Annotated in this window: 19 protein-coding genes and 3 pseudogenes; 10 read left to right on the plus strand and 12 right to left on the minus strand. The window is 53.3% G+C overall.

Annotated elements, in window-relative coordinates; translation table 11 throughout:
• The 4 genes and pseudogenes from B597_RS46890 to B597_RS46900 form a co-directional block, all read left to right on the plus strand.
• Positions 1-991, plus strand: a pseudogene (locus B597_RS46890) (hypothetical protein); the annotation flags it as partial.
• Positions 981-2,618 (plus strand): integrase, encoded by a 1,638-nt coding sequence (locus B597_RS46895; RefSeq protein WP_139048051.1) that lies wholly within the window; start codon positions 981-983, stop codon positions 2,616-2,618. The pseudogene B597_RS46890 and the gene B597_RS46895, both read left to right, overlap by 11 nt.
• Positions 2,619-2,707: 89 nt before the next feature.
• Positions 2,708-3,076: a hypothetical protein gene (locus B597_RS46035; protein ID WP_138412367.1), complete on the plus strand. Its 369-nt coding sequence runs from the start codon at positions 2,708-2,710 to the stop codon at positions 3,074-3,076.
• On the plus strand, positions 3,077-5,149 hold the full coding sequence (locus tag B597_RS46900; protein WP_139048052.1) for a tyrosine-type recombinase/integrase: 2,073 nt from the start codon (positions 3,077-3,079) through the stop codon (positions 5,147-5,149).
• A gap of 78 nt (positions 5,150-5,227) precedes the next feature.
• On the opposite strand, the pseudogene B597_RS30020 reads toward B597_RS46900, so the two are convergent.
• From B597_RS30020 to B597_RS46905, 6 genes and pseudogenes are all read right to left on the minus strand, one after another.
• Positions 5,228-5,431 (minus strand): annotated as a pseudogene (locus B597_RS30020) (chemotaxis protein); the annotation flags it as partial.
• 224 nt (positions 5,432-5,655) lie between these two features.
• Positions 5,656-8,181 (minus strand): ATP-dependent helicase HrpB, encoded by a 2,526-nt coding sequence (gene hrpB / locus B597_RS30025; protein WP_003292681.1) that lies wholly within the window; start codon positions 8,179-8,181, stop codon positions 5,656-5,658.
• Positions 8,182-8,393: 212 nt separating this feature from the next.
• Positions 8,394-8,672, minus strand: a complete 279-nt coding sequence (locus B597_RS30030; protein WP_082321474.1) for a BPSL0761 family protein — start codon at positions 8,670-8,672, stop codon at positions 8,394-8,396.
• A 73-nt stretch (positions 8,673-8,745) separates the two neighbouring features.
• Positions 8,746-9,930, minus strand: a complete 1,185-nt coding sequence (locus B597_RS30035; protein WP_003292679.1) for a UvrD-helicase domain-containing protein — start codon at positions 9,928-9,930, stop codon at positions 8,746-8,748.
• Positions 9,923-11,581, minus strand: coding sequence for an ATP-dependent nuclease (locus tag B597_RS30040; RefSeq protein WP_015275579.1), 1,659 nt, complete (start codon positions 11,579-11,581; stop codon positions 9,923-9,925). Before B597_RS30040 ends, B597_RS30035 begins: the two co-directional genes overlap by 8 nt.
• A 478-nt stretch (positions 11,582-12,059) precedes the next feature.
• On the minus strand, positions 12,060-12,308 hold the full coding sequence (locus B597_RS46905) for a hypothetical protein (RefSeq protein WP_101153433.1): 249 nt from the start codon (positions 12,306-12,308) through the stop codon (positions 12,060-12,062).
• Between the two features lie 63 nt (positions 12,309-12,371).
• On the opposite strand from B597_RS46905, the gene B597_RS47290 reads away from it, so the two are divergent.
• Positions 12,372-12,548, plus strand: a complete 177-nt coding sequence (locus tag B597_RS47290; protein ID WP_003292677.1) for a hypothetical protein — start codon at positions 12,372-12,374, stop codon at positions 12,546-12,548.
• Positions 12,545-12,907 (plus strand): Tn3 family transposase post-transcriptional regulator TnpC, encoded by a 363-nt coding sequence (gene tnpC / locus B597_RS30050; RefSeq protein ID WP_003292676.1) that lies wholly within the window; start codon positions 12,545-12,547, stop codon positions 12,905-12,907. Before B597_RS47290 ends, tnpC begins: the two co-directional genes overlap by 4 nt.
• 25 nt (positions 12,908-12,932) lie before the next feature.
• Here tnpC and B597_RS30055 read toward each other — a convergent pair whose 3' ends face one another.
• Positions 12,933-13,892, minus strand: coding sequence for an arsenic resistance protein (locus B597_RS30055; protein ID WP_003292675.1), 960 nt, complete (start codon positions 13,890-13,892; stop codon positions 12,933-12,935).
• Between the two features lie 209 nt (positions 13,893-14,101).
• Between B597_RS30055 and B597_RS30060 the strand changes: the two genes are divergently transcribed.
• Genes B597_RS30060 through B597_RS30070 form a run of 3 tightly spaced genes read left to right on the plus strand, consistent with a single transcriptional unit; the run spans position 14,102 to position 15,679 of the window.
• Entirely contained in the window at positions 14,102-14,536 is a 435-nt protein-coding gene (locus B597_RS30060; RefSeq protein WP_003292674.1) for a disulfide bond formation protein B, read from the plus strand.
• Positions 14,533-15,213 (plus strand): DsbA family protein, encoded by a 681-nt coding sequence (locus B597_RS30065; RefSeq protein ID WP_008569955.1) that lies wholly within the window; start codon positions 14,533-14,535, stop codon positions 15,211-15,213. Before B597_RS30060 ends, B597_RS30065 begins: the two co-directional genes overlap by 4 nt.
• A 4-nt stretch (positions 15,214-15,217) precedes the next feature.
• The gene (locus B597_RS30070) at positions 15,218-15,679 is read left to right on the plus strand and encodes a methyltransferase family protein (protein ID WP_003292672.1); all 462 of its coding nucleotides are present in this window, start codon (positions 15,218-15,220) and stop codon (positions 15,677-15,679) included.
• A gap of 214 nt (positions 15,680-15,893) precedes the next feature.
• Here B597_RS30070 and B597_RS30075 read toward each other — a convergent pair whose 3' ends face one another.
• On the minus strand, positions 15,894-16,814 hold the full coding sequence (locus B597_RS30075; protein ID WP_003292671.1) for a cation diffusion facilitator family transporter: 921 nt from the start codon (positions 16,812-16,814) through the stop codon (positions 15,894-15,896).
• 494 nt (positions 16,815-17,308) lie between these two features.
• Here B597_RS30075 and B597_RS47295 point away from each other — a divergent pair, with 494 nt between their 5' ends.
• On the plus strand, positions 17,309-17,473 hold the full coding sequence (locus B597_RS47295; RefSeq protein ID WP_226924958.1) for a hypothetical protein: 165 nt from the start codon (positions 17,309-17,311) through the stop codon (positions 17,471-17,473).
• A 233-nt stretch (positions 17,474-17,706) separates the two neighbouring features.
• Here B597_RS47295 and B597_RS46260 read toward each other — a convergent pair.
• The 4 genes and pseudogenes from B597_RS46260 to B597_RS0223150 form a co-directional block, all read right to left on the minus strand.
• Positions 17,707-17,912 (minus strand): annotated as a pseudogene (locus B597_RS46260) (IS3 family transposase); the annotation flags it as partial.
• 265 nt (positions 17,913-18,177) lie between these two features.
• Positions 18,178-21,348 carry an efflux RND transporter permease subunit gene (locus tag B597_RS30080; protein ID WP_003292670.1) on the minus strand — a complete coding sequence of 1,057 codons (3,171 nt, stop codon included), beginning with the start codon at positions 21,346-21,348 and terminating at the stop codon, positions 18,178-18,180.
• A gap of 16 nt (positions 21,349-21,364) precedes the next feature.
• Positions 21,365-22,711, minus strand: coding sequence for an efflux RND transporter periplasmic adaptor subunit (locus tag B597_RS0223145; protein ID WP_031323264.1), 1,347 nt, complete (start codon positions 22,709-22,711; stop codon positions 21,365-21,367).
• Between the two features lie 9 nt (positions 22,712-22,720).
• Complete coding sequence (locus B597_RS0223150) at positions 22,721-24,028, minus strand: TolC family protein (RefSeq protein ID WP_031323266.1); 1,308 nt, start codon at positions 24,026-24,028, stop codon at positions 22,721-22,723.
• Positions 24,029-24,323: the final 295 nt, after the last annotated feature.

Genomic DNA, 24,323 nt, shown 5'->3' on the forward strand with positions numbered 1-24,323 from the left:
CCTTAAGAATTTTCGTTTGTATGACGACAAAGGTAGAAGATCCGGCTTTGTGAAAACCGACACCGGGTATCAGTTGGTCGGCTTCAAGGATAGAAGAGGTGGAAAGCTAAGCGAGCAGAAAATACAACTAAACGCGAACTCAACAAAGCGAATCTTCGAAGTAATAAAGATCACAGCACCGTTAAGAAAATATCTCAAGGGAATTGGCGACAGCCGATGGAAGGAGTTATTCCTGACCTGCGGGAAGGGTTTCGGTCACCCGCGGAGCGCTGTAATTCCGACTTGGAACAAAGCGCTATTCGATAAACACACACGGATTTTTGAACGACTTGCACAACAATTTTCAAATCATACTTCCTTGAGGGGTACTGAACTAAAAAATTTCTTATCTCGAGTCACCCTTTCTAGTCTTCGAGCCTCATGTGGGGTAGAGGTATATTTAAAAACCCAAAGCGTCGAAGCCATGTCCAAAGCGCTCGGCCACGCAAACCACGACTGCCTGCAACTTTCTCACTACCTGCCCGAGTCAATACTAGCCTTCTTCCAAGCCCGCTGGATAAGAATTTTTCAGCGCGGCTTAATCTGTGACGCGATGAAAGATAGCAGCTTCCTCATAGAGGCCGCAGACTTCGAGACAATGGAAGAGTTAAATCTATTTCTTAAGAACCATGCACTAAAAGACATCCCTGACCACCTGGTCAACCCGGAGAACACTCAAACAACTGAACCCTATTCAGCGAATCAGTACTCAGAGGTCTACATCTCAGTGGATCCAGGGATAATGACCGCCCTCGTATCATTAGAGAAAGCAGTGGCTACAGCGGAACGACCCGAAGAAGTGACAGGAGTAGCACGATACTGGGCAGATCTAACGAAGGCCGTTGTTGCCGAGATCAGAAGGGATAATGACGCACTACTGAAAGACCACCTTTATGTCGCCGAGCAGAGGTGTAACCCCCGCAGAATGGAGAAGTTGATATATGAATGTTGAATTACCAGCAGAGCTAGACTTCCTAAAAGCGTTCTACACCGACCCTAGGACAGAATACAAAAAATCAAGTTGGTTGCTGAGTGATTTCGACTTGCACATATGGAAATATGATTTCAATTTTGCGACCCCCAACACGATCAACTGGGACATTACATTAGACGACGAAACTTCTCTGCTTGCCCAAAAAAACAAGCCATTACTAGACGGGCTAAAGTATTTTTTAACAACATCTACACGTTCTGTTCGAGGATCGGCGATCGAATTAGGTTCACTAGCCGCACAGATGACGATGTTTAACAGGGCCATTCACGTTGCCGATTACATTCTTCTGAATGCAAAAGAATATCAGCTATCCAGATTCGGATTGGCTGGAATCAACAGCCATCACATGAAGAGAATGCTAGACGTCTTCTCAAGCGTCAACGGTTCGGAAGAGTCGGTTTACGAGTGGACCAAGACTATCAGCAAATTTTGTTTAAGCTTAATAAACACTTCCAGTTCTATCGAACTCGATAGCATTCTAGATCAATATCCACGAATGCGCATTGTGACTGACGAACAACTAGATGAGCATCACCTGGAAATACCTTTTGATTTAATACCTTATGCAAGAGCTGCCTTGCATTTGCATGGATATTATAAAAAAAGATCAACTGCTGGAGTCCGCACCCCTAACACCTTGCAGCTAGCGAAATCGCTTTATGCCAACACACTGAAAGGCGGGCATCTAAAACTAAAAACATTAAGCTCATTAGAATTCTATACTGATAATGAGAGAGAAATAATATCGAGAGAGTATCCCGGTTCATCGGTCAGGACAGGTGACCATGAAGCAATGACATCCGGTCCATTTCGCGCCTACAGATTTTTAACATACAACCTTGGAATTCTTCATGAAATTGGGCTTCCAGCTCCCGAAGTATCAGAGCTGAAGCAGATACTTGATTATGAACCATCACTCTCTGAAGCTGCTCGGTTTCGGACGCTGCCGTACCCAATAGTGAGAGACGCCTTCAGAAAATCAATCGAGTACCATTTCAAGTATGGAGAACTTCTAATAGAAGGTTTCTGCCGCATGGCAGAGCATTGCAACCTCAATGGAATTGCCCCTACGCAACTTACCAATGGAGAGTTACAAGACATTATGCCCCCTGAGCTTATCGACATGGGAATTAGGAAGCTTGGGCTTGTATGTCAAACGGTGTCTATTAGGCACGGCGCACTGAGAAAGCAGTCAAATTACTTCATAGAACTCAGAAATAATGTGGGACTGATTGAGTGCTTACGCATCTATATTGGATGTGTCCAGATGGTAGTTGGAACAATCATGGCTCGCCGAATAGGAGAAATGCTCGATTTGCACTCGACTGACTGCCTAGATAAAAGCGAAAGATGGTTGATCTTCTTAAATAGAAAAAGCACATCCAACCTGTTCGGCATAAGACAACGCCAAGCACGCCCAATCGAACCCATTGCCGTAAAAATGATTAAAAACTTAATTTCCATGCAGCAGAGACTTTTAAAAAGCGGATTCATAACTGAAATGACTAGCCTCTTTGCCCCCCCGGACTCCTCGGAAATGCCGGGCTTAGTCAGCAAACAATGTATGCCTACAATAGAAACCTAGACTTGTTGTGCGATTATTTCGAACTACCACTAAATTCAAAAGGAGAAAGGTACTATATCCGACAACATCAACTTCGACGCTTTTTCTCCATGGTATTCTTCCACTCGAGCAGTTTTGGAGGACTGGAGACACTGCAGTGGATGCTCGGGCACACCGACATGCAGCATGTTTGGAATTACATTACTGAGTCCACTGATGGTGCAGTTTTGCGTAGCGCTAAGGCTCAGTTCATAGCAGAAAGCTTGCATAATGGCGATATCACTGCTTACGAAGATCTAGCCGAAATACTAAAAATTCGTTACAACACAGATAATTTTGCTCTAGTAGACACTGCTGAACTTGAAGACGCAATCACCGACATGATAAAGACAGGGAAAGTCCAGATTGAGCCAGAGTTTTTCACAGACGAAACCGGCCAACATATGCGCGTGGTAGTAAAAATTCAGAGCACAGACTAAATGAAAAAAATCTCCGACCTAGAGCCACATGCTAGCGCCACATTAATAACCAGTGAACTTTTAAAGCTAATCTACCGTAATCCTGACTATTTTTCCAAAAACGAGAACATTCTAAAGGCTCTCAGAAGCCAAGGAGCGCTAGCCAAGCTCGAATTCAATTTCGAGGACTCAGGGGCTATAAAGTCAAAATCCCCAATGAGCATCAACACTTTAAAATCTCACGCCAACTTACAGTTCAAGGGAGGATTTAAGGAACTTGATACCCTCCGCCTAGCGGCATTGAGGGCCATTGAGAAGGTCAATGGCAGCAAAGAGGCCACTTCAACAAAACGCACTAAGTCCGGACTTTCGCGACTAGTAACTGAACTAGAGGAGAGACTTGATAAGCAGCGCTGCGCCAACATGGTCCTCCTCCAGGGATTAAGCCTGGCAATTAACGAGTTAAGAAATATACGTAGCAATCTAGATCCCGCTCTACTTGAAAAGCGGGCAAGCGATGCCGTTCAGGCACTTACTGCTCTACTGAGCCTCCCTCCAGAACAGCCACCCCCCCTCCCCTTCTTCCGGAGACGGGCGAGTTACGCGACTGGAGGAGTATCGCAAGTGACAAACCACCTTCGCCAACAACTATTTAAACCACTTAAAGAGCTAACACTCTTTAGCTACCATGCGCATGGAAGTACTATAACAAAAGATGGTTCTGGCCTGCCGTTTTGCTGTTGGCCTGATGGCACGCCCAATAACGTCGCAAATCTCTACATGCTCGCACTACGTGACCGCCCTGGCCGAGGTGGAAAAGGCCTATCAAGGCACGGCGGTAAAGGCGGAAGCATTGGGGAGTATGCATCCAAAATAAGCCCACTAGTTCGCTACTGCTTCAGATACCGAACTGACTTTATAGGACTGTCTGACCAACAGTTCTCAGACTTCATTGACGAATTAAGAAAGGAGCGATCTGTCAACGATCCCACTGTAAATAGGCGCACCGAAACTACACTCCTAGCAATTGGTAGGATCTGTCTAGATTTTTTGCAATTCGTAGGACGTCTTTATGGCGACGATGCATTTGTATCAGAGAATGGAACCATCCGCGCCGTAATGAAAACATTTACTATCACAACGCGCTCAGGAAGAACGATAAAGCGGAGTTATCTGCATCACCACTCTCTTCATGTATCTGGAACGCGCTACCACACGCGCGATCCGATCCCGAGCGAACATATAAAGCTTTTGCGAGATTCAGCAAACAAAATCCACCCATCGAGACACCTTCAACTTCGACGGAATCTGGTGATTTCCTTGCTTGAGCATACGGGCGCTCGACGCAGCGAGATAATTGAAATTACCGTTTCGGACATACGTAATGCCATGAACATGTCGTTCCCATTGCTACGTCTGCGAACCTTGAAACGTGGAACCTATTCCGAGCGTTTTATCCCGATTTCAAGAGTGGTACTAAGCGAAGCTAAGAAATATATTCAGTTTGCCCGCAGAATATCTCTTCGCAACTTCAAGGACACGGATCACGACAGACTCTTTGTTCAAGAAAAGACTGGTAAGCCGCTCGGTGCCTGCAGTATTACGAATGAAATGATTCAACTTAGAAGTCACGCCGGCATCGAAGAAAAAGTCTGTGCACACATGTTCCGCCATGCTTTCATCACCAATCTTTTCGTACTCCTAATCAAAAGACACAAGTTCAAGCAAAAGGACGACTTCAGAAGCGCCCTGCTTAATAGCAAAAAGTTTCTTTACGACGTCATGCTGTGGACTGGCCACAAAGATCCCCTCTCGGTAGAACGGTATATTCATCTTGCATTCGCCAAACTTGATGGATACGAAGACATCGTTTCATCTGCCCATATAATCAGGACTAACCGTATATATGACCAGGCCGAGGAGCTACTTCTGAACGCATTAAAAAATGGTATGCCAGTTGACGAGTACGTGCGTGAACTGGAGAAGCTAAAGCAACTTCGGCAAGAAGATCTCAAGAAAGAGACAAAGGAAGAGGAAGAGGAAGAGAATACGGAGTCAGTCAAAAGCTGGGAGCATTGGCATAACCACCTTTGAATGTTGCGATACAACTCGCTTCACTGCCGAAGCGTCCATAAAGCGCGTGTCTAATGACGACGACGTTTACCGGTCGTTCACTGGGGCGAAAGAGACAATCCGCTCCTGCCCGTGCAAGGTGGCATCCTGAATGCCCGACTCAATCCGTAGGGCTCTGTCCGGATAGATGTCCTTGAGGTTCGTCATCACCTGACCCTTGTCAAGGCTGAAGATCACTTGGCCGTTGTGATCAACCAGGAATGCATGGTCGATGCCGCCAAAGTCCACGACATCTATGATCCTCCACTAGGGTGTCAAGGGTGAACCGTCGCTTAAGTTCCGGAGCACACATTTACAAAGGGCCGAAATCTGCAAAAAACGGGCACGTCGACTCTACGAATGGCAATACGGTAAAACTCGCACGGCCCTAGTACGCCGGTTGACTGGCACACTCAACAGAGAGCCAACCTGCGTTGCTCTCGAGGCAACACTGGGTTCCGGTTCACACGCCCGCATTGAGCAACAGCCTACGATTTTCGCGGCTTAGCTCTAGCTGTAGCCTGGGCCACAAGCGGGTCCTCAGGCCAGTAATGCTTAGGGTACCTACCTCGTAAATCTTTCTTCACTTCCGCGTAGGTATTGCGCCAGAAACTCGCCAGGTCCTGGGTGACCTGCACCGGGCGCTGGGCCGGGGACAGCAGGTGCAGCTTGACGCCCTGACGGCCACCGGCGATGCGCGGAGTGTCGGCGAGGCCGAACAGCTCTTGGAGGCGCACCGCGAGAACCGGCATCTCGTCGCTGTAGTCGAGGCGGATGCGCGAGCCGGAGGGCACTTCCAGCGTACGCGGCGCCAGCTCGTCGAGGCGTTGCGGCAGCGGCCAGGGCAGCAGGCCATGGAGGATGCCGGCGAGGTCGAGGTTGGCGAAATGGCTGAGGCGGCTGACCTTGCCCAGCCAGGGCTGCAGCCACTCCTCCAGGCTGGCCAGAAGCGCCGCGTCGGAGAGGTCTGGCCATTCGCTGCTGCCCGTGTCGGCCAGGTCCAGTCGGCGCAGCAGCGCCACCCGCGCCTGCCACTGGCGCAGCTCCGCACTCCACGGCAGCAGCTCCAGCCCCTTGCGTCGCACCAGACCGAGCAGCGCACGCGAGCGGGCCTCGTCATCCAGTTCGGCAAGGGCTTCGCGGGCCAGCACCAACTCACCCACTTTCACCTGACGTTCGGCGCGCAGCACACCTTCGCGCTCTTCCCAGTCGAGCAGGTCCTGGCACCTTACCTGTTCGGCCAGAGGGCCGTCGAACAGTGCGGGATCAAGGTCGGCCGCGAGATAGATGCGCTCTTCACGCTGGCCCTGGCGGCTACCGAGATCGGCGATCACCAACCAGGGCTCCTTCATCAGCGCATCCGGCTCGCCAAAGGTGGCTGCACGGCCATTGGCCAGCCGATAATCGGCCCCTCCGGCACGACGTTGCTGGGCAATGCGGTCCGGGTAGGCGAACGCCAGCAGGCAGCCGAGCCAGCGCGGGTGATCCGGATCGGCCACCGGCTCGCTGGCCGGGCCACGCAGGTAGGAACGGAACTGCCGCGCCAGCTGGCGAGCACGCTGCACGCCGCCACGAGCGCCACGCGCTGCCTTGTCGTTACCGGCCAGCAAGGCGAGGCGGCTGTGCAGGTCGGCACCGCCACCACGCAGGATGTCGCGCTCGCCCAGTAGGGCGGCGAGGTCACAGGCCAGGCCGCCGAGTCCCAGGGCGTGGCCACGTAACAGCAGGTGGGCAATGCGCGGATGGGCGGGCAGTTCGGCCATGGCCTGGCCATGGCGGGTCAAGTTGCCATCGTCGGCCAGTGCGCCGAGGCGTTGCAGCAGGTCACGGCCCTGGGCGTAGGCAGCCGTGGGCGGCGGATCGAGCCAGGCCAGTTCATTGGGATCACCAATCCCCCAGCGCGCCAGTTGCAACGCCAGTCCGGCAAGGTCGGCCTGGAGGATTTCCGCGCTCCCGTGGGCGGCCAGTTGCTCATGCTGGGCCTCAGACCAGAGCCGGTAGCAGGCACCCGGCTGCAGACGGCCGGCACGGCCGGCACGCTGGGTCGCGGAGGAGCGGGAAATACGCTGGGTGTCCAGGCGAGTCATGCCACTGGCCGGGTCGAAGCGCGGTACACGCTCCAGGCCCGCGTCCACCACCACGCGCACGCCATCGATGGTCAGGCTGGTCTCGGCGATGTTGGTGGCCAGCACCACCTTGCGCTTGCCCGCCGGTGCCGGCTCGATGGCCGCGCGCTGGGCAGCGAGGTCCAGTTCACCGTGGAGCGGGCAGAGCAGGATCTCTGACCGGCCAGCGAGGCGCTCGGCCAACTGCTCGGCGACGCGGCGAATCTCCGCCTGGCCGGGGAGGAACACCAGCAGGCTGCCAGGTTCATCGGCCAGGGCCTGGAGCATGGTCTGTACCACCCGGGGTTCGAGCGCCTCGCCGATCTGACTCGGCCGCCCCCAACGCTGCTCCACCGGATACATGCGACCTTCGCTGCGTACCACAGGCGCCTCGTCCAGCAGGCGCGACAGGCGCTCGCCTTCCAGCGTGGCGGACATCAGCAGCACCTTCAGCGGCGGTTCGTCGCGCAACAACTCACGGCCGTTGAGACACAAGGCCAACGCCAGATCGGCATCGAGACTACGCAGATGATACTCATCAAATATGAGCAGCCCAACGCCATCTAGGGCAGGATCGTCTTGAAGCCGACGAGTAAGAATGCCTTCAGTCACTACTTCAATTCGAGTCTGTGGTCCGACCTTACTCTCCAAGCGAATTCGATAGCCGACTGTTTGCCCAACGCTTTCTCCCAGCTCGCTCGCCAGTCGCTCAGCTGCGGCTCTGGCAGCTAGTCGACGTGGTTCGAGCATGACAATAGTCTGGTCGGCCAGCCAAGGCTCTTCCAGCAGCGCTATTGGTACTCGCGTTGTTTTGCCTGCCCCCGGCGCTGCCTCAAGTACAACTTCATTACGTGCAGACAAGGCATCTCTTAAAGCGGGCAAAACAGATTCAATCGGCAACAAACTCATGATGGCTCCTAGCTGAGCCACCAATTATAGATACGAGGGAAGCTGTTACGGCACGGCGGTATGTCAATCACGCCCAGTGCACGGCTCCCTTCGGGCCGCTCAGAGATAAACGGGGCCTATTTAAACGGCATGATGGACATCAAGGCCACAGCCAGCATCTGCCCCTTGAACACCTGACGAGGGGGATCCTCTTGCCAGTGTTGCGCCCCGGCTCAGCTGGCTCCGTGATCCGAAAACATCGGATCATTTAACAGCCAGCTGACTAACACCGGATGTAGAGGTCCATGCTTGTCGGCCAATAGGGAAAGCTCTTGCTTGGATCGCTCTTCCACTCGACCAGCCAACCAGACGACTTCTGCTGTCGGGTAATGCCGAAGTAGATTATTTGCTTGGTACCGTACGTTTTCAGGAAGGCTCGTGTCCCTAGCCAGCTCCTGTAGGAAGTCCCGTGTTTGAACAACGCTACGGGTGCGCTCATGGGCCATCGTCATGGTATTGCTCCTGAAATGTCCGCGGGGAGAGGCGGCTTCTCGTCACTCAACATGAGTCGTCAGCCTCTCCGCCTCACTTTTCGATCACTGCATTGAGCGCGCCAGAGCCATCCCATATGGGGTAAGGGAGCCCTTTCACCTTCTTATCCTCGACGAGGAAGGCCAGGCTATAGCGCGCGCGGGTAATCGCGACGTATAGCTTGTTTCGCGACTCCTCCGTCTTATCCTTGTCGAACACTTTGGCATTTCCGCCAATGAACTTCAGATGTTTATCTGACGGGATCACAAGCACTCGATCAAAGCCTAAGCCTTTGCAGGAACCGAACGTATAACAGATAAGGTTACCCGGTAGGTATCCAGTGCCGGTGGTGGACGACCAGCGCAGTACTTGAGGCTGAAACGCTGCCAAGTAATCGCTCACCTGAGATTGTTTCACTATGAAGGTGCCATGGTGATGCGATATTTCGTCTGGCACTTTCTCGACACCTGTTACCGTCTTGTCATACAGCCCCAGGTGGATCGTGTCGGAGAGGTCGCAGATTTCTTGTATGCACCTGCGATTCTTCGGCATCGAATGCTTTTCGAACTTCATTTTCCCGACGAAGTAATCGACCTTCTGTTGAGGCGTCTGCGGAGCCTTATGGCCGAACGTCGTTGTGTAGATTGTCTGTCGAAAGTCGCCCACACAACAGATCGAGTCGACCATGACCTTGTTGAGTGATTTGATCACGTCGTAGTCCCAACCGACCAAATCCTGCACTTCATCAAAATAGACCCTTTGATAAATCTCCTTCAACCGCTTGGCAGGGGCATTTTTGGATAGTTTCGCAATGAGGGTCGCAAGCTTTGCCAAAAACCCGGAGTACGCCTTTGTTTTGCAGGGCGTCAGGTAATGCAGTGGATTGATCGTGCCATCTTCCGATTTTTCAGCTCTGCCTTCAATGTAGTAGGTTGTACCCGATATTAAGTGAGGGTTGTTCTCAGTGAACGAGATAGTCGTGATCCGATCTGGAAATACCTCGCTCTGATAGGGACGCACCATATCTTCCAGGTAAAAAGAGAACAGCCCCTTGACGACGAAGTGCTCACTGCTAGCACCGTACAACTCAACAAAACGAGAGCGCAACTCTGCCTGATTATTGGTTGTATAGGTGACTACAAGCACACGTCCACCAGCCTTGATGGTCTCAATGGCTTCAGTAATGATCTTGTGCGTTTTCCCTGATCCGGCGCCTGCGACCCAGAGTTCGTTAGGCAAAATCGAGCACCTCGTCTAGAAAGGCTGGGTACTTGAAGTCCAGTGCGCCATCGAACAGTTTGACCGCAGAGTCGACCTTGCGAGCGCCTTTACCGTTGCCCTTTACGCTCTTGAACCAACGGATCAAATTTTCCCTTCGATCCTCCAGAGAGACCTCTGCGTTGTAGATATTGAAGGTTTCCGTCGACAAGACTTCCTTTGCGAAAGCGTCAAGGGTTTTAATGTCAACTGCGTTGGCATAAATCATCGCTGGCTCAAGCGAAAATTCGGCGTCGTTCATCGACGAGTACAGCTTGATGTTAGGAAACGCAGCGTATTCCAGACGTCCTTGTACAACGTTACCGTTATAGTCGCCGTCATTATCCCTGAGCACATGGATCTTGGTGCCGATCTCTTTACCGACTTCGATGAACGTCTTGAAACCTACACCGCGTACCACGATGATATCTATCCCGTCCTGCTCAGGCAGTCGGTTGTGTTTTCGTTGGTAGATTTTCTTGAGCACCAGTTCGTCCGACGGCCCCTCGACCAGGATGACCTTGCCCGACAGTGCCACCCGCAAGGTGTCGTAGCCAGGAAGACGCTTGAGGGTCTTCACCACTTTAGCGTCTAGCGTGTGCAGCCTTTTGTACCCTGACTGCACAAGGCAAATTTTGTCGATACTCAGCTTGTTCAACACATACGAGCTGTGGGTGGTCAGGAACAGCTGCTTGTCTCCTCGCTGGGTTTCGATGTAGTGCACAAGCTTGTTCAGATTGGTGTGAGATAGATGATTTTCGGGCTCTTCCATCATCACCAGATCGATGTCGTGGGATTTGTTCTGAATGGCCAGTTTAATCTGCACATTGCTCTGTTCACCCTTGCCGATGAGGTGAAAAGGCACATCATCGACCTCAAGCTGTAGGCCGGTCTGGATGGAGCCCGCAGGTAACGTACTTGCTGCAATGGTGAGCTTGCTATCGGTGATAAGGTGACCCGCATCAAGGCTGGCATTGACCGTCCTGACCTCCCCGGAGTTGTTAAACACCTGCAGGTTTTCACGATAATTGAGGGTCAGCTTGACGAGCTCTTCCTTCGCCAATGCGGTGTTGAGAATGCTCGAAATGTACTGGTTCTTCCCCATGGTTGGGTGGATACGTGTGGGGTCGATGTACAGCGCCTTAAACTTCTTAGCGATCGGTTTTATCGGATTCCAACCGAAATCGAGCCATTCCACCTTATAGAATTCGATCGGAATGCTGGTGATGTTCGGCTTGGTCAGCAGGTGGCTCTCGTATACGGCCTCCAGCGACGGGTCGAAACAGGCTTGTACCAAGACGCCCTGGGCGTCAGCCTTGAGGCTGTTGTTCGAGCCTCGGTACTCAGGCACACCGTCAATGTAGGCTTCGATGATAAGGCTGGGCAGGTGCTTGGAGCTCAAGTCAGAGGCGAGAAACCGCGTGACGGCATCCTGATTGAAAAGATCAGGGGAGAACTCGCCGTTGAAGGGCCGTCCACGATGATTGTAATTGAGCACAATTTCTAACGCTTCCAAGATTGTGCTTTTACCAGCATTGTTGTCGCCGACGAAAATATTGACGTCGTCGTTGAATTCTAGAAGTTCGTCGCGAAATTTTTTGAAGTTGATCAGCTTGATGGCTTTAACGTGCACTCTAAATCCCTCTAGGCATCGCTTGATAATGGCGTATTACCATGGCAAATGAACCGTACCTTGGGTGGTGTGTGCTGTCCATATGGCTATCAGCTGAAGACGAACGTCTAGAGCAGTTTTGAATCACCTCGAGTGCCGTGGTCACATCTAATGCCTGCTTTTGGCCCAGAGTGTGTAAAAACGCTTCGTCAAAATTGAAGTGCGCGCGTCTACGTGAAATCTGAAATTTTTCGGCACCTCAGCAGATGTGGATTTCGCCCAGATGCGCGATTTCCAGTCCGGTTTTGAGTACCTGTCGCGCTCGAAAACGTTTTTACACAGCCTCGGCCGATTGCAGCCGGTGACGACAGGCACCTGTCGGCCAAAAGCTGCCTGTCGTTGAGTGCAATTTTTGACTCATGGCTGCCAGCAACGGCAGCAGTTAAAATGCTCAGAGACGATCACTCAACGAGCAATAGACCTAGTTTGTTCGACCGAGCTAGATTAGTAAAAGCTCTTTCACTTTTTGCTTGATTTCAGCAGGGCTTTCTTCAAATCCGTATTTACCGGCATTATCTTTAGAAGAGTTATATCCCAAGAAATAACCATTGTATTGAAAGTAGTTAGTGTCAATTTTTCGCCTGCTTGGCTTGCCTTTTTCCAGCATATCCAGAAGCGTTTTTAAGTGTGAGCGTGTTAGCCAGAATTTTAGAAGTAATCCGCTCCCTAGCACTTCAGTGCCGATCATTGGAGCTGCTTGAAAGCCCAAGGCCTAGCTCAGGGCTAGTCGTCTACACCAGTTCCGCTATGTATGCTGAAGGGGGCCCAACCACTCTACCTGACCAGCAACCTCAAGCGCTTCGGCGAATTCAACCTCAAGCTAAACCGGCCACCGGAGCCCTGGATCAAGGACTCGGTGTTCCAACAAGCTGCCGGCTCGCTGCGGGTGATCAGACCTAGCCAGCTAGATACCGAGAAAACGCCATGATCAACATTCCTCCCGCATCCTTCCGCCTTACACCGTACGGCGAAGTGGACGCCGTGGCGTTGGAAAACCTGCGCGACAGCTTCGACACCTCTCAACTGCTCCGGCTGGTTGATCGCTTGGACGTCTGCTTGGTGGAACTGGGTGGAATCACCTCCATTCGCGACGAGCTACTGAGATTGCATGCGATGGCTCTGACGATAGTTGAGGGCATCGCTCTTACGGTGCCTGCCGAGAGTGCTTGTATCTGGACAGAAGCCCAATCTCTACAGATGGATCTTGAGGCACTGGTTTCTTGGGCGCGCTCCGCTCAGCTCATCATTGCGCCGCTGATCAATCTTGCTCCACAGCACGAGGCATGAGCGCTCTCGCCGATTTCGACGAGGCTCAACTGTTTCTGACCATGGCTGGAATCGCCCGTAAGTAGATCAATTCACCAATCAGTTCTACGAGTGTCTGAGTAATCACAGCCGCCGCGGCCAGCGCGCGAATGGACTCCGGGAGCGCTAGGGCCAGGGGAAGCACTACAAGCGAGTTGCGAGTGCCTGAGCTAAAGGCCACTGCCCGTGCGGCAGAAGCCTCCAAGCCAAATAGCCGGGAGCTGAGTACGCCGAGGGCCGGAGCGAGTAGTAGAAACGCTCCGTATACCGGAAGCAACGGCGCCAGGATGTCGAGTTGGTACACGACAGCCGCGATCTGCGAACCCACCACCACGATTAGAACCAGGGCCATTGCAGGCACTGGCAGCCAGGCCCAACCTGCGCTCCATGCGCGAAGCAGCAGAGATCGGCGTCCGCCAAATTCGGTGAGCACAGCCGCTACCAAGGGTAGGACGATCAGTAACAGGAAGGCTTCTGCGAAGGGCCACAGCTCGATCACTGTGCCGGCTTCGGGGCCAAGGATTAGCCGCAAGTAGAGGGGCAGCAGCAGAAGCTGGAGCAACAGCAGCAATGGCGTCGCCGCGAGCACCAGACGAGAGTCCCCTTTGCCCAGGTGGGTGAAGACCACCACGTAATCGATACAAGGCGTCAGCAGGACAAGCAGCGCGCCGACCAACAAGGCCTTGTTCGATGAGAGCGGCCACGTCACCAGCCACACCATCAATGGCACCAATAGGAAGTTGGCCAGCAACAAGGCACCGACGAAGCGGCGGTTGGCAAAAGCTTCTCGCAGCTCCAAAAAAGGAATCTGCAGAAACATGGCATACATCAGCACGGCAATCGCCGGTGTGATGGCCATGGCCGTCAGTCCGGTGAATTGCGCAGAGCTCAGGCCTGCAATGGCAGCGGCCACCACCGCCGCGAAATAAAATGCTATCTGGTGTTCTTCCAGCCAGTCCCGCGACATCTGATATCTTCCCTTGTTGCGCAAGGGCGACATTCTCCCACTGGCATCGGATTTAACCCAGCGTTGAGGCTGGTTGCTTTTCGCTTTGCCGTTGGGCGAAGTCCGCAACGGTCCTAACAAGTCCTGCCGATAAGAGGATGCATGATGTTTCGAAATAACTGGATGGCGGGTCTGAGGCAAGTGCTCGCCATCGCCAGGAGTTAACCGCAATGAATCCTCAACCTTCAGGCATGCCCTGGAACCTGCTGCTGCTAACCTGGCTGGTCGCACTGGTATCGACCCTGTCCGCGCTGTTCATTGGTGAGGTGATGGGCCAGGCACCCTGCGTGTTGTGCTGGTTCCAGCGTGCCTTCATGTTTCCGCTGGCGGTGATCCTGGCCATCGCCTGCTACCGCTCGGATTTCACCGTCTGGCACTATGCCCTGCCGCTGACCGCTATCGGTGCGGCACTGGCATTTGTTCACACGCTGCTCTATGCAGGGCTGATTCCACAGCCGATCCAGCCCTGCACGGCCACTGGTCCATCCTGCTCAGGCGCCGGAATGACCCTCTTCGGCGTGGTGCCCCTGCCGGCACTCGCCTTGTTCGCTTTTATCCTTATCGCCATCCTGCTCATAATCATCCGTCGGAGAACCACCCCATGAATCGCCGTTCCGTGGTCCTGATCGTCAGTGTCGTGATCCTGGCCGTCTTTGCTGCCGCCGCATTCTTCTATTCCCCCTCGCAATCGCCTCAACAGGCCCAGGCTCCCGGTTCGACAGCCCAAGAGACCGCGACACAACCCAAACAGAACGGCGGCCAGTTGGTTCGCTTCCACTCACCAGTGTTCGGCCCGGCGCAAGCGCCAGTGACCATCGTCGAATTCTTTGACCCTTCCTGCGAGGCATGCCGCGCCTTCCACCCCTATGTGAAGCAGATCCTCGCCGAGAACCCGGAAGACGTGCGTTTGGTGCTGCGCTATGTACTGTTCCATCAAGGCTCCGAAGAGGTGGCGCGAATGCTGGAGGCGGCGCGTAAGCAAAATCTCCATGAACAAGTGTTGGGGGCTGTGCTGGAAGCCCAACCCGGTTGGCACGACGACCCCAAGGTAACGCAGGCATGGGCTGCTGCAGAGCGCGTCGGTTTGAACTTGGAACAGGCCCGCCAGGACATGCATACGCCTGGCGTCAACGCCGTGCTGGAAACGGACATGCAGGACGTTAAAGCCGTTGGGGTTCGTGGCACGCCGACTTTTTTTGTCAATGGTCGTGCGCTCAGCGAGTTTGGCCCGGAGCCGCTGCGCCAGTTGGTGAACAGCGAAGTGGCCAAGGCACGAGAATGACACTATGAGCGCGCTGGAAAACCGCGTGCCACCGCTGCTCGTGGCCGGCCTGATCGCTGTGCTGATGGGTTTGTCGGGAACCAAATTGCCGGGTTTCGAACTGGCATGGACCGCGCGCCTGACCTTCGCTTTGCCAATACTGCTCCTGGGGCTCGGCGTGTGCCTCGCCGGCGTCCTGTCGTTTCGCCGCGCGCGTACTACGGTTAATCCATTGCAGCCGCAGCAGGCTTCTGCATTAGTGGAGGCTGGCATCTACCGGTACAGCCGCAACCCCATGTACTTAGGCTTTGCCATTATCCTGGCGGCTTGGGCGCTGGTCTTGGCCTCGCCTCTAACCCTGCTTGGCGTAGTTGCTTTCGTGCTGTACATGAACCGTTTCCAGATCCCAGCCGAAGAGTGGGCGCTGGAAACATTGTTCGGCGAATCATTTGCCCGCTACCGTGCACGAGTCCGCCGCTGGCTCTGAGCGTCCGCGGCGGTAGCGACTGGCGGGGCTTGCTCGTCGCGGCAGCCTGCCGAAGGTGCCACGACCTAGCCTGATCTCCTCGTGACGAGCTGCTTTGGCCACATGCCGCTAGCATGTCTCTGGTCGAAGACATAGCGCCAACGAGTGATGTCGCAAGTTCACTCCGTTGATATCGAGATAACTGTCTAGCAACAGCGTTGAGCGCAAAGCAGGCTTATGCTTCGCTGCGATGACTGTCGGCCTGCCTGGTGTCGATACAAACACTGCCGTCTAGCTCCATTTCAAGTGTCGAGTGGCTGACTTTGAATTGCTCATGAAGTACTCGTTTTAAATCAGTCTTTACTCGTTCAATATCGGGCAGGCTAGCCTTCTTGATGACAACATGTGCTTCCAGTGCGATTGTATGCTCAGCGATTTCCCATACGTGTACGTGGTGAACACTCACAACGTCGTTTACATGTTCCATGATATTGATTATGTCGGCGATGGAAACTCCTTCTGGCGCGCCCTCCATCAACAAGTGAATGGTTTTAGGTAGCATGCTAAAGCCCTGCCATAGCACGTAACCAGCAATCATCAGCGTCAGGACAGTATCTGTCCAATACCAGCCATACAGGAGGATCAATGTTCCGGCAATAATAACGCCGACGGAGGCCAACGCATCCGACACGTTGTGCAAGAATGCCGCCTTTATATTCATGCTATTCTTAGACATTGTGTAGGTGAGCAAGGCCGTAGCGATATCTACAATCAAGGCTATTCCCGCCACCACGACCACTGTCCATCCTTCAATGGGCTGTGGGGAAAAAAACCGACCTATAGCTTCGTAGATGAGGTAGAGACCAACGATAATCAGCGTGACCAAGTTAATCAAAGCCGCTATGGTTTCACTGCGTCGGTAGCCAAAGGTTTTAAAAGCATCTGGCGGTTTGCGGCCGATCTTACGTGCGATGAGCGCAATAACCAGTGATGCAGCATCGCTCAAGTTGTGTAGTGCATCCGCTATGAGCGATAAGCTCCCAGAAAGTATCCCGCCAACAACTTGTGCCAGAGTTAGTGCAGTATTAACGCCAATAGCTGCGATTAAACGCTTATCACCCATGGCTTCGGTGTTATGGTTATGTTCGTGAGCCATATTTTTACCGCTCCTTAAAAACTAGCGTAAGAAAAATAGGGGAGCCAAACGACCGCCCATAAGAGATAATAAAAATACTAGCGCCTATACCATCTGGCCCTCCAAGCCACACTGACAGAAAATGCGACCACCCTCGAGCGAGTTCGTGCGTTATCGTCTTTAACTCGCCGACAACAGGTCGATCTCTCTCAAACGATAAACGACGTTGCTCGCTAATGATATGGATTATGCGGTGCCATGATCTGAAGATGACAAAAATGTAATCTTCCAATCAATTTTGTCGTAGGCTCAAGCCCCTTGCAGATTGGTGCGCCTTGTTGCTGCAATGACGAAGCAAGGCGCTCATGTCACTCCACAATGGAAGCATTACATTTCAATAATGTAATGCTTGGCTCATGCTGCTGTTAGCTTCAGTCAGGCAAAATTCATTCGAACCTGTAGAGCTCACCGAGAAAGCTCAGCAAGCCACCTTTGAATTTAGCGAGGACTGCCCTATGAATCTGTTGAAAGCTATTGTTGTTGGTTTGGTAATTTTCGGCTCCGCATCGTCTTATGCAGGAGATGGATACGACCGTTCAATGAAATTTAATGAAAAATTCCGAGCAGATCAAAAGCGAATTCACGGAACCGAATCCGCCGAAAAAAAACAAACGAGTTGAAGGTTAATGATATTCGCCAAGATCAGAACAACACGGAAATTAAGAAAGAAACCAAAGCTGACTAACCGCTTAATATCTGAACGATATCCGCCGCCGGCAGCTTCCAAGCACCGTTGGAAGCAGTTGTACTCTAAGCGCCCTTCGGGGCGCTTTTTTGTGTCCATCACTTGCCCGCAACATCGCTACCAGCGAATCGCCCCGGCCTTTATAGGCCGTTTCGTTAAGTCAGGCCGCTATCGCCTGATCTGTCTGTTATTAGCGTTCGCAAGAGCATATCCGATTGAGCTGAACAGACGCTGGTGGCGTACAACGCATCCACGTCAGGGTCGCCATCTCAACGGCCTCGCGGTTCGTCCATGATTGAAGGTGTCAGCTCGGCCTTGTAAAGCCCGCTGATCGTTCCAGCCAGGGCGTTTTCGTAGCTATCGCCCGTGCTGCCGCCCGGGGCAGGTCAGCCGCTGCTTGCATAATCTTTCGTCAGCTCACCGTGGGTGAAAGCCATCAGCCGAGGAGGCGTATGTAGCGCGGAGTCATACGCACTAAGCGCTGAGCACCCTTTCTATTCACCGTTTAGATGCATTAGACCTACGCTATAAAGGCTTTGCTGCCCGCTGCGCCGCCGCTGAATCTTAGCACTCCGAAACCAACACGCCCCGTTCTCGCGAGCTAGCAAGAACGGGGCGTTGTGTGCCGCCATCCAATCTCTAGCTTGTTCTGTCAGCGGCCAACGCGATTTCTTGCTCCTCCAATTCGTCTTCGCGCCGATGAGCCAGCTGGTAGAGCAACGGCAGTACCAATAGCGTTAGCACCGTTGAGGAGAGAATCCCCCCGATCACCACCGTCGCAAGGGGGCGCTGTACCTCTGCACCGGTACCCACATTCAAGGCCATCGGAACGAACCCGAGTGAAGCCACCAAGGCTGTCATCAATACCGGCCGTAGCCGGGTCAGAGCGCCCTCGCGGATCGCGGTGCCCAGAGGTAAACCTTGCTCCCGTAGGCTACGGATGAAGGAGATCATTACCAGGCCATTTAGAACGGCGACGCCCGACAGAGCAATAAAGCCAACTCCTGCTGAAATGGACAATGGGATATCTCTCAGCCACAGCGCAACAATGCCTCCGGTGAGCGCAAATGGAATCCCTGTAAACACCAACAAGCCGTCTTTGACATTGTTGAACATCATGAAAAGCAGAATGAACACCAGGAGCAGCGCCACAGGGACGACAATCTGCAGCCGCTTCGTTGCAGATTCAAGCTGCTCAAAGGTACCGCCCCAGTCGATCCAATAACCTGACGGGATATCTACCTGGGCCTGGATTTTCTGTTCTGCCTCAGATACGAATGATCCAATGTCCCGACCACGGACGTTTGCACTAACGACAATTCGCCGTTTCCCTTCCTCTCTACTGATCTGATTCGGACCGGGGGCCAAATCCAGAGTGGCCACCTCGCCGAGGGGGATATAACTTATGGCGCTGTTTAATTCCCTTGGAAGGGCAATTGGGAGCCTCTCAATTGCGGCGAGATCGCTTCGTATCTCGTCCGGTAAACGAACTACGATATCGAAACGCCGGTCTCCTTGAAACAAGGTGCCTACCTCTCGGCCCCCGATGGCTACTGCAACCGCTTGCTGTACAGTATCTAAACTCAGGCCGTATCGTGCGATTTGATCGCGATCGATATCAATCGTGAGCATAGGAAGGCCAGTCGTTTGCTCGACCGTAACCTCGGAGGCGCCTGGTACTTGTCCTAGCACCTCGGACACTTCCGCCGCCGTGCTGTTAAGAACCTCCATGTCATCACCATAGATTTTCACGGCTACAGCGGCACGAACACCGGAAATCAACTCGTTGAAACGCAGCTGAATAGGCTGGGAAAACTCGTAGTTATTGCCCGGTAACTCAGCGGCGGATGCTTGGACCTCGCTTAAGAGTTCGTCGCGCGACTTGCCTGGATCCGGCCACTGCTCTTGTGGCTTCAGCATGACGTACCCGTCAGAGATGTTTGGAGGCATGGCATCGGATGCCACCTCCGCAGTGCCTGTGCGCGCAAAAATCCGCTCGATCTCCGGAAACTCATCCATGAGCTTTCGCTCCAGCTGCTGCTGCATCTCGACAGACTGACTAAGGCTGGTAGCCGGTACACGAAGGGCTTGGATAGCGAAGTCCCCCTCGTTGAGGCTAGGCACGAATTCACTGCCCATACGTGCCCCTACGAGGCCGGAAAGTACAACTGCAACAACGGCAAAGGTGAGCACTACTGGCTTGTTGGACATCACCGCATCGAATGCAGGTGCGTAGGCCCGTTTAGCATTGCGGATTAGAAAGTTTTCCTTCTCTGTAACACGCTTGCCGATAAAGAGCGCAACGGCTGCCGGGACGAACGTCACCGAGAGAATCATCGCCCCGAATAGCGCTGTCACTACGGTAAACGCCATGGGCGTGAACATCTTACCTTCTACCCCTGTAAGGGCGAATATCGGCAGATATACGATCATAATGATCAGCTGCCCATAGAGTAGAGGCCGACGCACTTCCTTTGCCGCAGCGAACACTTCATGAAGCCGTTCGGACAGCGTTAATGCCCGCCCGTGATGGGACTGAGCGTGAGCAAGTCGACGCACGCAGTTCTCAACAATCACCACGGCACCATCGATAATGATGCCGAAATCCAATGCGCCTAAGCTCATCAGGTTGGCGCTGACCTCGTTGGCTACCATGCCGGTGAACGTAAAGAGCATCGCCAGCGGTATAACAAGTGCGGTTAGGATCGCCGCACGGATATTGCCCAAGAAGAGAAAAAGTATAACCACAACAAGAATGGCACCCTCAGTGAGGTTCTTCTTAACGGTGGATATAGCTTTGTCTACGAGTACAGTTCGATCGTAGACAGTAATCGCCTTTACGCCCTCTGGAAGCGAAAGGTTTATCTCTTTCATCTTGTCATCGACAGCCCTAGAAACTACCCGGCTATTTTCACCGATAAGCATGAAAGCCGTACCTAGAACCACTTCGCGGCCATTCTCGGTGGCTGCGCCAGTACGGAGCTCCTTTCCAACCTCTACCGTCGCAACGTCGCGGATACGTACTGGGGTACCGTCAACGTTGCTAATAAGGGTATTGCGGATGTCCTCTACTGATTGCATTTGTCCTGGAGCACGAACAAGATACTGCTCGCCGCGTTTTTCAATATATCCGGCACCTAGATTGTTATTGTTTTGCTCAACCGCCTCGATCAAATCTTGTAGTGTTAGTCCAAACGACCGCAAAGTGTCTGGGTTGGGGGCGATCTGATATTCCTTTGCATATCCTCCGATCGTATTGATCTCAGTTACGCCTGGTACATTGCGGACTTGCGGTTTGATGATCCAATCTTGAATCTCACGCAAGTCAGCAGAGGTATAAGGCGTACCGTCCGATTTGGTGGCACCGTCCTCAGCTTCAACCGTCCAAAAATAGATTTCGCCAAGCCCAGTGGAAATAGGGCCAAGTGTTGGAGTGACGCCTTCCGGAAGCTGATCTTTGGCCCCTCCCAAGCGCTCATTCACAAGTTGGCGGGCAAAATAGATGTCAGTGCCTTCCTCAAAAATAACTGTGATCTGAGAAAGTCCATATCGAGACAAGGAACGGGTCTGCTCGAGCTTGGGCAACCCGGCCATTACCGTCTCGAGCGGGTAGGTAATGCGCTGCTCCACTTCCAGCGGGGAATAACCTGGGGCCGCAGTGTTGATTTGCACCTGTACGTTGGTGATATCAGGGACAGCATCGATAGGCAGCTTTTGGTAGCTGTAAGCTCCTAACGCTGCCATGCCAAGCACGGCTAGCAAAACCAGCCAGCGATGCTCTATAGAAAAGCGAATGATACGTTCGAACACAGTCTATAACTCCGTATCAGTGAGCATGCGAGGCGCTGGCTTTGCCAAGCTCGGACTTAATGATGAAACTGTTGGCCAAGGCATAGCGCACTCCGGCCTGAAGACCTTCCTTGATTTCAACCGCTTCACTATCGCCGCGACCAGTCACGATTGGCTGAGCAGCAAAGCCATGGTCGGTCCGTACAAACACCACCGGATTATCTTCCAACGTGTGGATCGCATCGGGCTTGACTGCAACCGGCACGGACACTCCGCCAGAGCCTACCCGCACTTTGACGAACAGGCCGGGACGCCAAACACCTTCCGGGTTCGGAAGCGTGACCCGGGCGGTAGCGGCGCGGCTTTGCTGACCAACAAGTGAGCCGACATAAGAAACGGTGCCATTGGCACTGGACTCGAATGCTGTGGCTTCGATAACCGCGTTGCTGCCGACTCGTACCGCGCTGAGTGCATTGGCAGGAACGCTGATATCTGCCCAAACGGTAGAGAGATCGGAAATGATGAATATCTGGTCGTCGGTATTGACTGACTCACCGAGCGTGATGTCCTTCTCAACGATCATCCCATCGAACGGCGCCCTGAGTTCGTAGCGGCTCAATGCGTCTGGCTTGCCAGCATCACTACCAAGCGCTTGTAGCTGTGCTTTTGCATTCGCAACCGTCAGCTCTGCTTCCCGTAGAGCCTGTTGTGCCTGTAAATAATCCTGTTCTGCAGAAATACGCTCTTCCCACAGCTCCTTTTCGCGTCGATAGGTTTTCTGAGCCAATGCAAGACGTTTTTGTGCCGCGTAGAACTCGCTTCTACGTTCCGACAGGTCGGTACTCGCGATCACAGCAAGCACTTGCCCCTGTTTCACCTGTTCGCCCAAATCGACTTTGACCGCTTCAACGACACCTGAGAGACGAGGCACAACTTGCGCTGTACGATCCTGGTTAAACGTAATTTCACCTGGCAGCTCGATTGCGCTTTGTATCTTTGCGGGCTCAGCAGTTGCCAGTGAAATGCCGGCGGCTAGGATTTGTGTCTCTGAGAGTTCTACCTCTGCTGTTTCAGTGTGCTCCGCTCCCTCGGGCTCATCTTCATGCTCATCTTTCTCTGCCGCACCGACCTCGTGATCGCTATCGGCGCCTCCTTCATCATGTCCATGATCTCCTTCGGCTTCAGCATCCTCATCCGAATGCCCTTCATCCTCCTGCTCCGATGCGTCACCATGCTCGCTATGTGCGTCGCCCGCTTCGGGCACAGCTGGACTACTGCGAAGAAGCAATCCGCCAAGCACAAGTGCCACGCTTAATATGACGACGATCCAAAAAATCTGCTTCTTGTGACCAGCCAAGGAAGATGTATTCGATTTACTTTTCATATGGATTCCTTATGGCTGAGTGGCCGAGGTGATAACGGCCGACCCATCGCCGACGATTCGGGCGATTTCCGCCGCCGCCTGGTTAGCTTGCGAGAGCGCAGACAGATACTGAGAGCGGGCTTGGAAAAGCGTGCGTTGAGCATCCAGTACGTCAAGGAAGGTGAACTTTCCTAGTTCGAACCCCTTGCTGGCAGCTTCATAAGCGCTTTGGGCACTGGGGAGCATGTCGTTGCGCAACAGTTCGAACTGCTGGCGAGCAGTGCGCAGCCGCATGTGCGCTTGGGAAAGTTCGCTTTTCAGGCGTATATGGACGGCGTTAAGCTCGTCCTGCGCCTGGTAGGCCCGTTCCTGTGCTGCTCCGATGTTGCCTTGGTTTCGATCAAACAACGGCAGGGGCATCGAGATACTCACCAGTCCCAGCGTGCCGTTATATTCATCTGAGCGTTGGGCACCTACGCTAACCGTCACGTTAGAAAAGCGATTCGTCCTTTCCAGCTCCAACGCAGCCCGACGTCTTTCAGCCTCCCGACGCGCGCGGGTTAGTTGGGCGGAATCGTTCAAACGGCTATAAAGCTCAGCTAGCTCGGGAAGAGGAGGCACTGCCTCTACCGGCTCTTTTACTCGCTCAAAGCGTGGCTGTGGATTTCCCCAGTTGGCCGCCAGCCGAGTGCGCGCAGCTTCGAGTTCAGCTGTGGCCTGGGCAAGCTCTACTTGCACTCCAGTAGCCGCAACCCGCGCCCGGGTTTCCTCTACGGGAGAGACCATGCCGGCCCTCACACGTCGATTGGCAACGTTCACAGCTTGCTTCGCAAGCTTTGAAGCAGCCTGAGCGAGGTCCAGCCGTTCTTGAGCAGTAAGCACATCGTAGTATGCACCCATCACTGCCCCCCTCAGTCGAGCTTGGGCGTCCTGTAGGTCGGCGGCCGCTACGTCCATGGCGCGTTGCGCTGCCTCAATACGAGCCGAACGTTTACCACCCAGCTCTATTTCTTGGCTCAGTTCAAGCGTGGTCTCCGGGGCATCGCCCCGGATTCCCTCCTGGCTAGCGGACAATATTGGATTCGGACGTGCTCCTGCTTGGCTAATCAATGCGCGAGAAGCAGCCAGCTCACGTCTTGCAGCAGCCAGTTCAGGGCTTGCAGAGCTAGCGAGTTCCAAGGCGCGTACAAAGCTTATGGAGTCGACAGACTCAACGGGGAAGGTATTTGACACACTGACAGGTAAGGTCTGTGTGAAGGTCGGCAACTCTAAGGGTTGCGCAAAGGCGAGATTGCACGACAACGTCGTCAACCCCAGCGAGAAAAGAGCTTTTCGCACCGAAATCTCCTAAAAAAAGGGAAGGTTCGGTGAGACGTCAGATACAGATAAATGGCGCTTACTGGTTACTTTGGCGTCCCACCGGTTTTGCACCGATGCGCCAATTAGGTTTCTCAGGACGCCCCGCTTCAGCCGATGCGTAGCTAGCAGAAGGAAACGGTTTCAAGCTCATTGATAATACCGAACCAGGACAGATCCCTTTCGTTATAAGCGGCTTGATATGGTCGCCATGAAAGACACAGTCTCCATCCAGACTGATTTTTTTTGCGGCTTTTGACGATCCTTCCTCGTCAGT

Origin of the sequence: Stutzerimonas stutzeri KOS6, assembly GCF_000307775.2 — a bacterium.
Lineage (GTDB): Bacteria > Pseudomonadota > Gammaproteobacteria > Pseudomonadales > Pseudomonadaceae > Stutzerimonas > Stutzerimonas stutzeri_B.

Excerpts from the sequence above, each read along its gene's own strand:
- B597_RS46895 (WP_139048051.1), top strand. The coding sequence starts at position 981 with ATGAATGTTGAATTACCAGCAGAGCTAGACTTCCTAAAAGCGTTCTAC.
- B597_RS46035 (WP_138412367.1), top strand. The coding sequence starts at position 2,708 with ATGGTATTCTTCCACTCGAGCAGTTTTGGAGGACTGGAGACACTGCAG.
- B597_RS46900 (WP_139048052.1), top strand. The coding sequence starts at position 3,077 with ATGAAAAAAATCTCCGACCTAGAGCCACATGCTAGCGCCACATTAATA.
- hrpB (WP_003292681.1), bottom strand. The coding sequence starts at position 8,181 with ATGAGTTTGTTGCCGATTGAATCTGTTTTGCCCGCTTTAAGAGATGCC.
- B597_RS30030 (WP_082321474.1), bottom strand. The coding sequence starts at position 8,672 with ATGACGATGGCCCATGAGCGCACCCGTAGCGTTGTTCAAACACGGGAC.
- B597_RS46905 (WP_101153433.1), bottom strand. The coding sequence starts at position 12,308 with ATGATCGGCACTGAAGTGCTAGGGAGCGGATTACTTCTAAAATTCTGG.
- B597_RS47290 (WP_003292677.1), top strand. The coding sequence starts at position 12,372 with ATGCTGAAGGGGGCCCAACCACTCTACCTGACCAGCAACCTCAAGCGC.
- tnpC (WP_003292676.1), top strand. The coding sequence starts at position 12,545 with ATGATCAACATTCCTCCCGCATCCTTCCGCCTTACACCGTACGGCGAA.
- B597_RS30055 (WP_003292675.1), bottom strand. The coding sequence starts at position 13,892 with ATGTCGCGGGACTGGCTGGAAGAACACCAGATAGCATTTTATTTCGCG.
- B597_RS30060 (WP_003292674.1), top strand. The coding sequence starts at position 14,102 with ATGAATCCTCAACCTTCAGGCATGCCCTGGAACCTGCTGCTGCTAACC.
- B597_RS30065 (WP_008569955.1), top strand. The coding sequence starts at position 14,533 with ATGAATCGCCGTTCCGTGGTCCTGATCGTCAGTGTCGTGATCCTGGCC.
- B597_RS30070 (WP_003292672.1), top strand. The coding sequence starts at position 15,218 with ATGAGCGCGCTGGAAAACCGCGTGCCACCGCTGCTCGTGGCCGGCCTG.
- B597_RS30075 (WP_003292671.1), bottom strand. The coding sequence starts at position 16,814 with ATGGCTCACGAACATAACCATAACACCGAAGCCATGGGTGATAAGCGT.
- B597_RS47295 (WP_226924958.1), top strand. The coding sequence starts at position 17,309 with ATGAATCTGTTGAAAGCTATTGTTGTTGGTTTGGTAATTTTCGGCTCC.
- B597_RS0223145 (WP_031323264.1), bottom strand. The coding sequence starts at position 22,711 with ATGAAAAGTAAATCGAATACATCTTCCTTGGCTGGTCACAAGAAGCAG.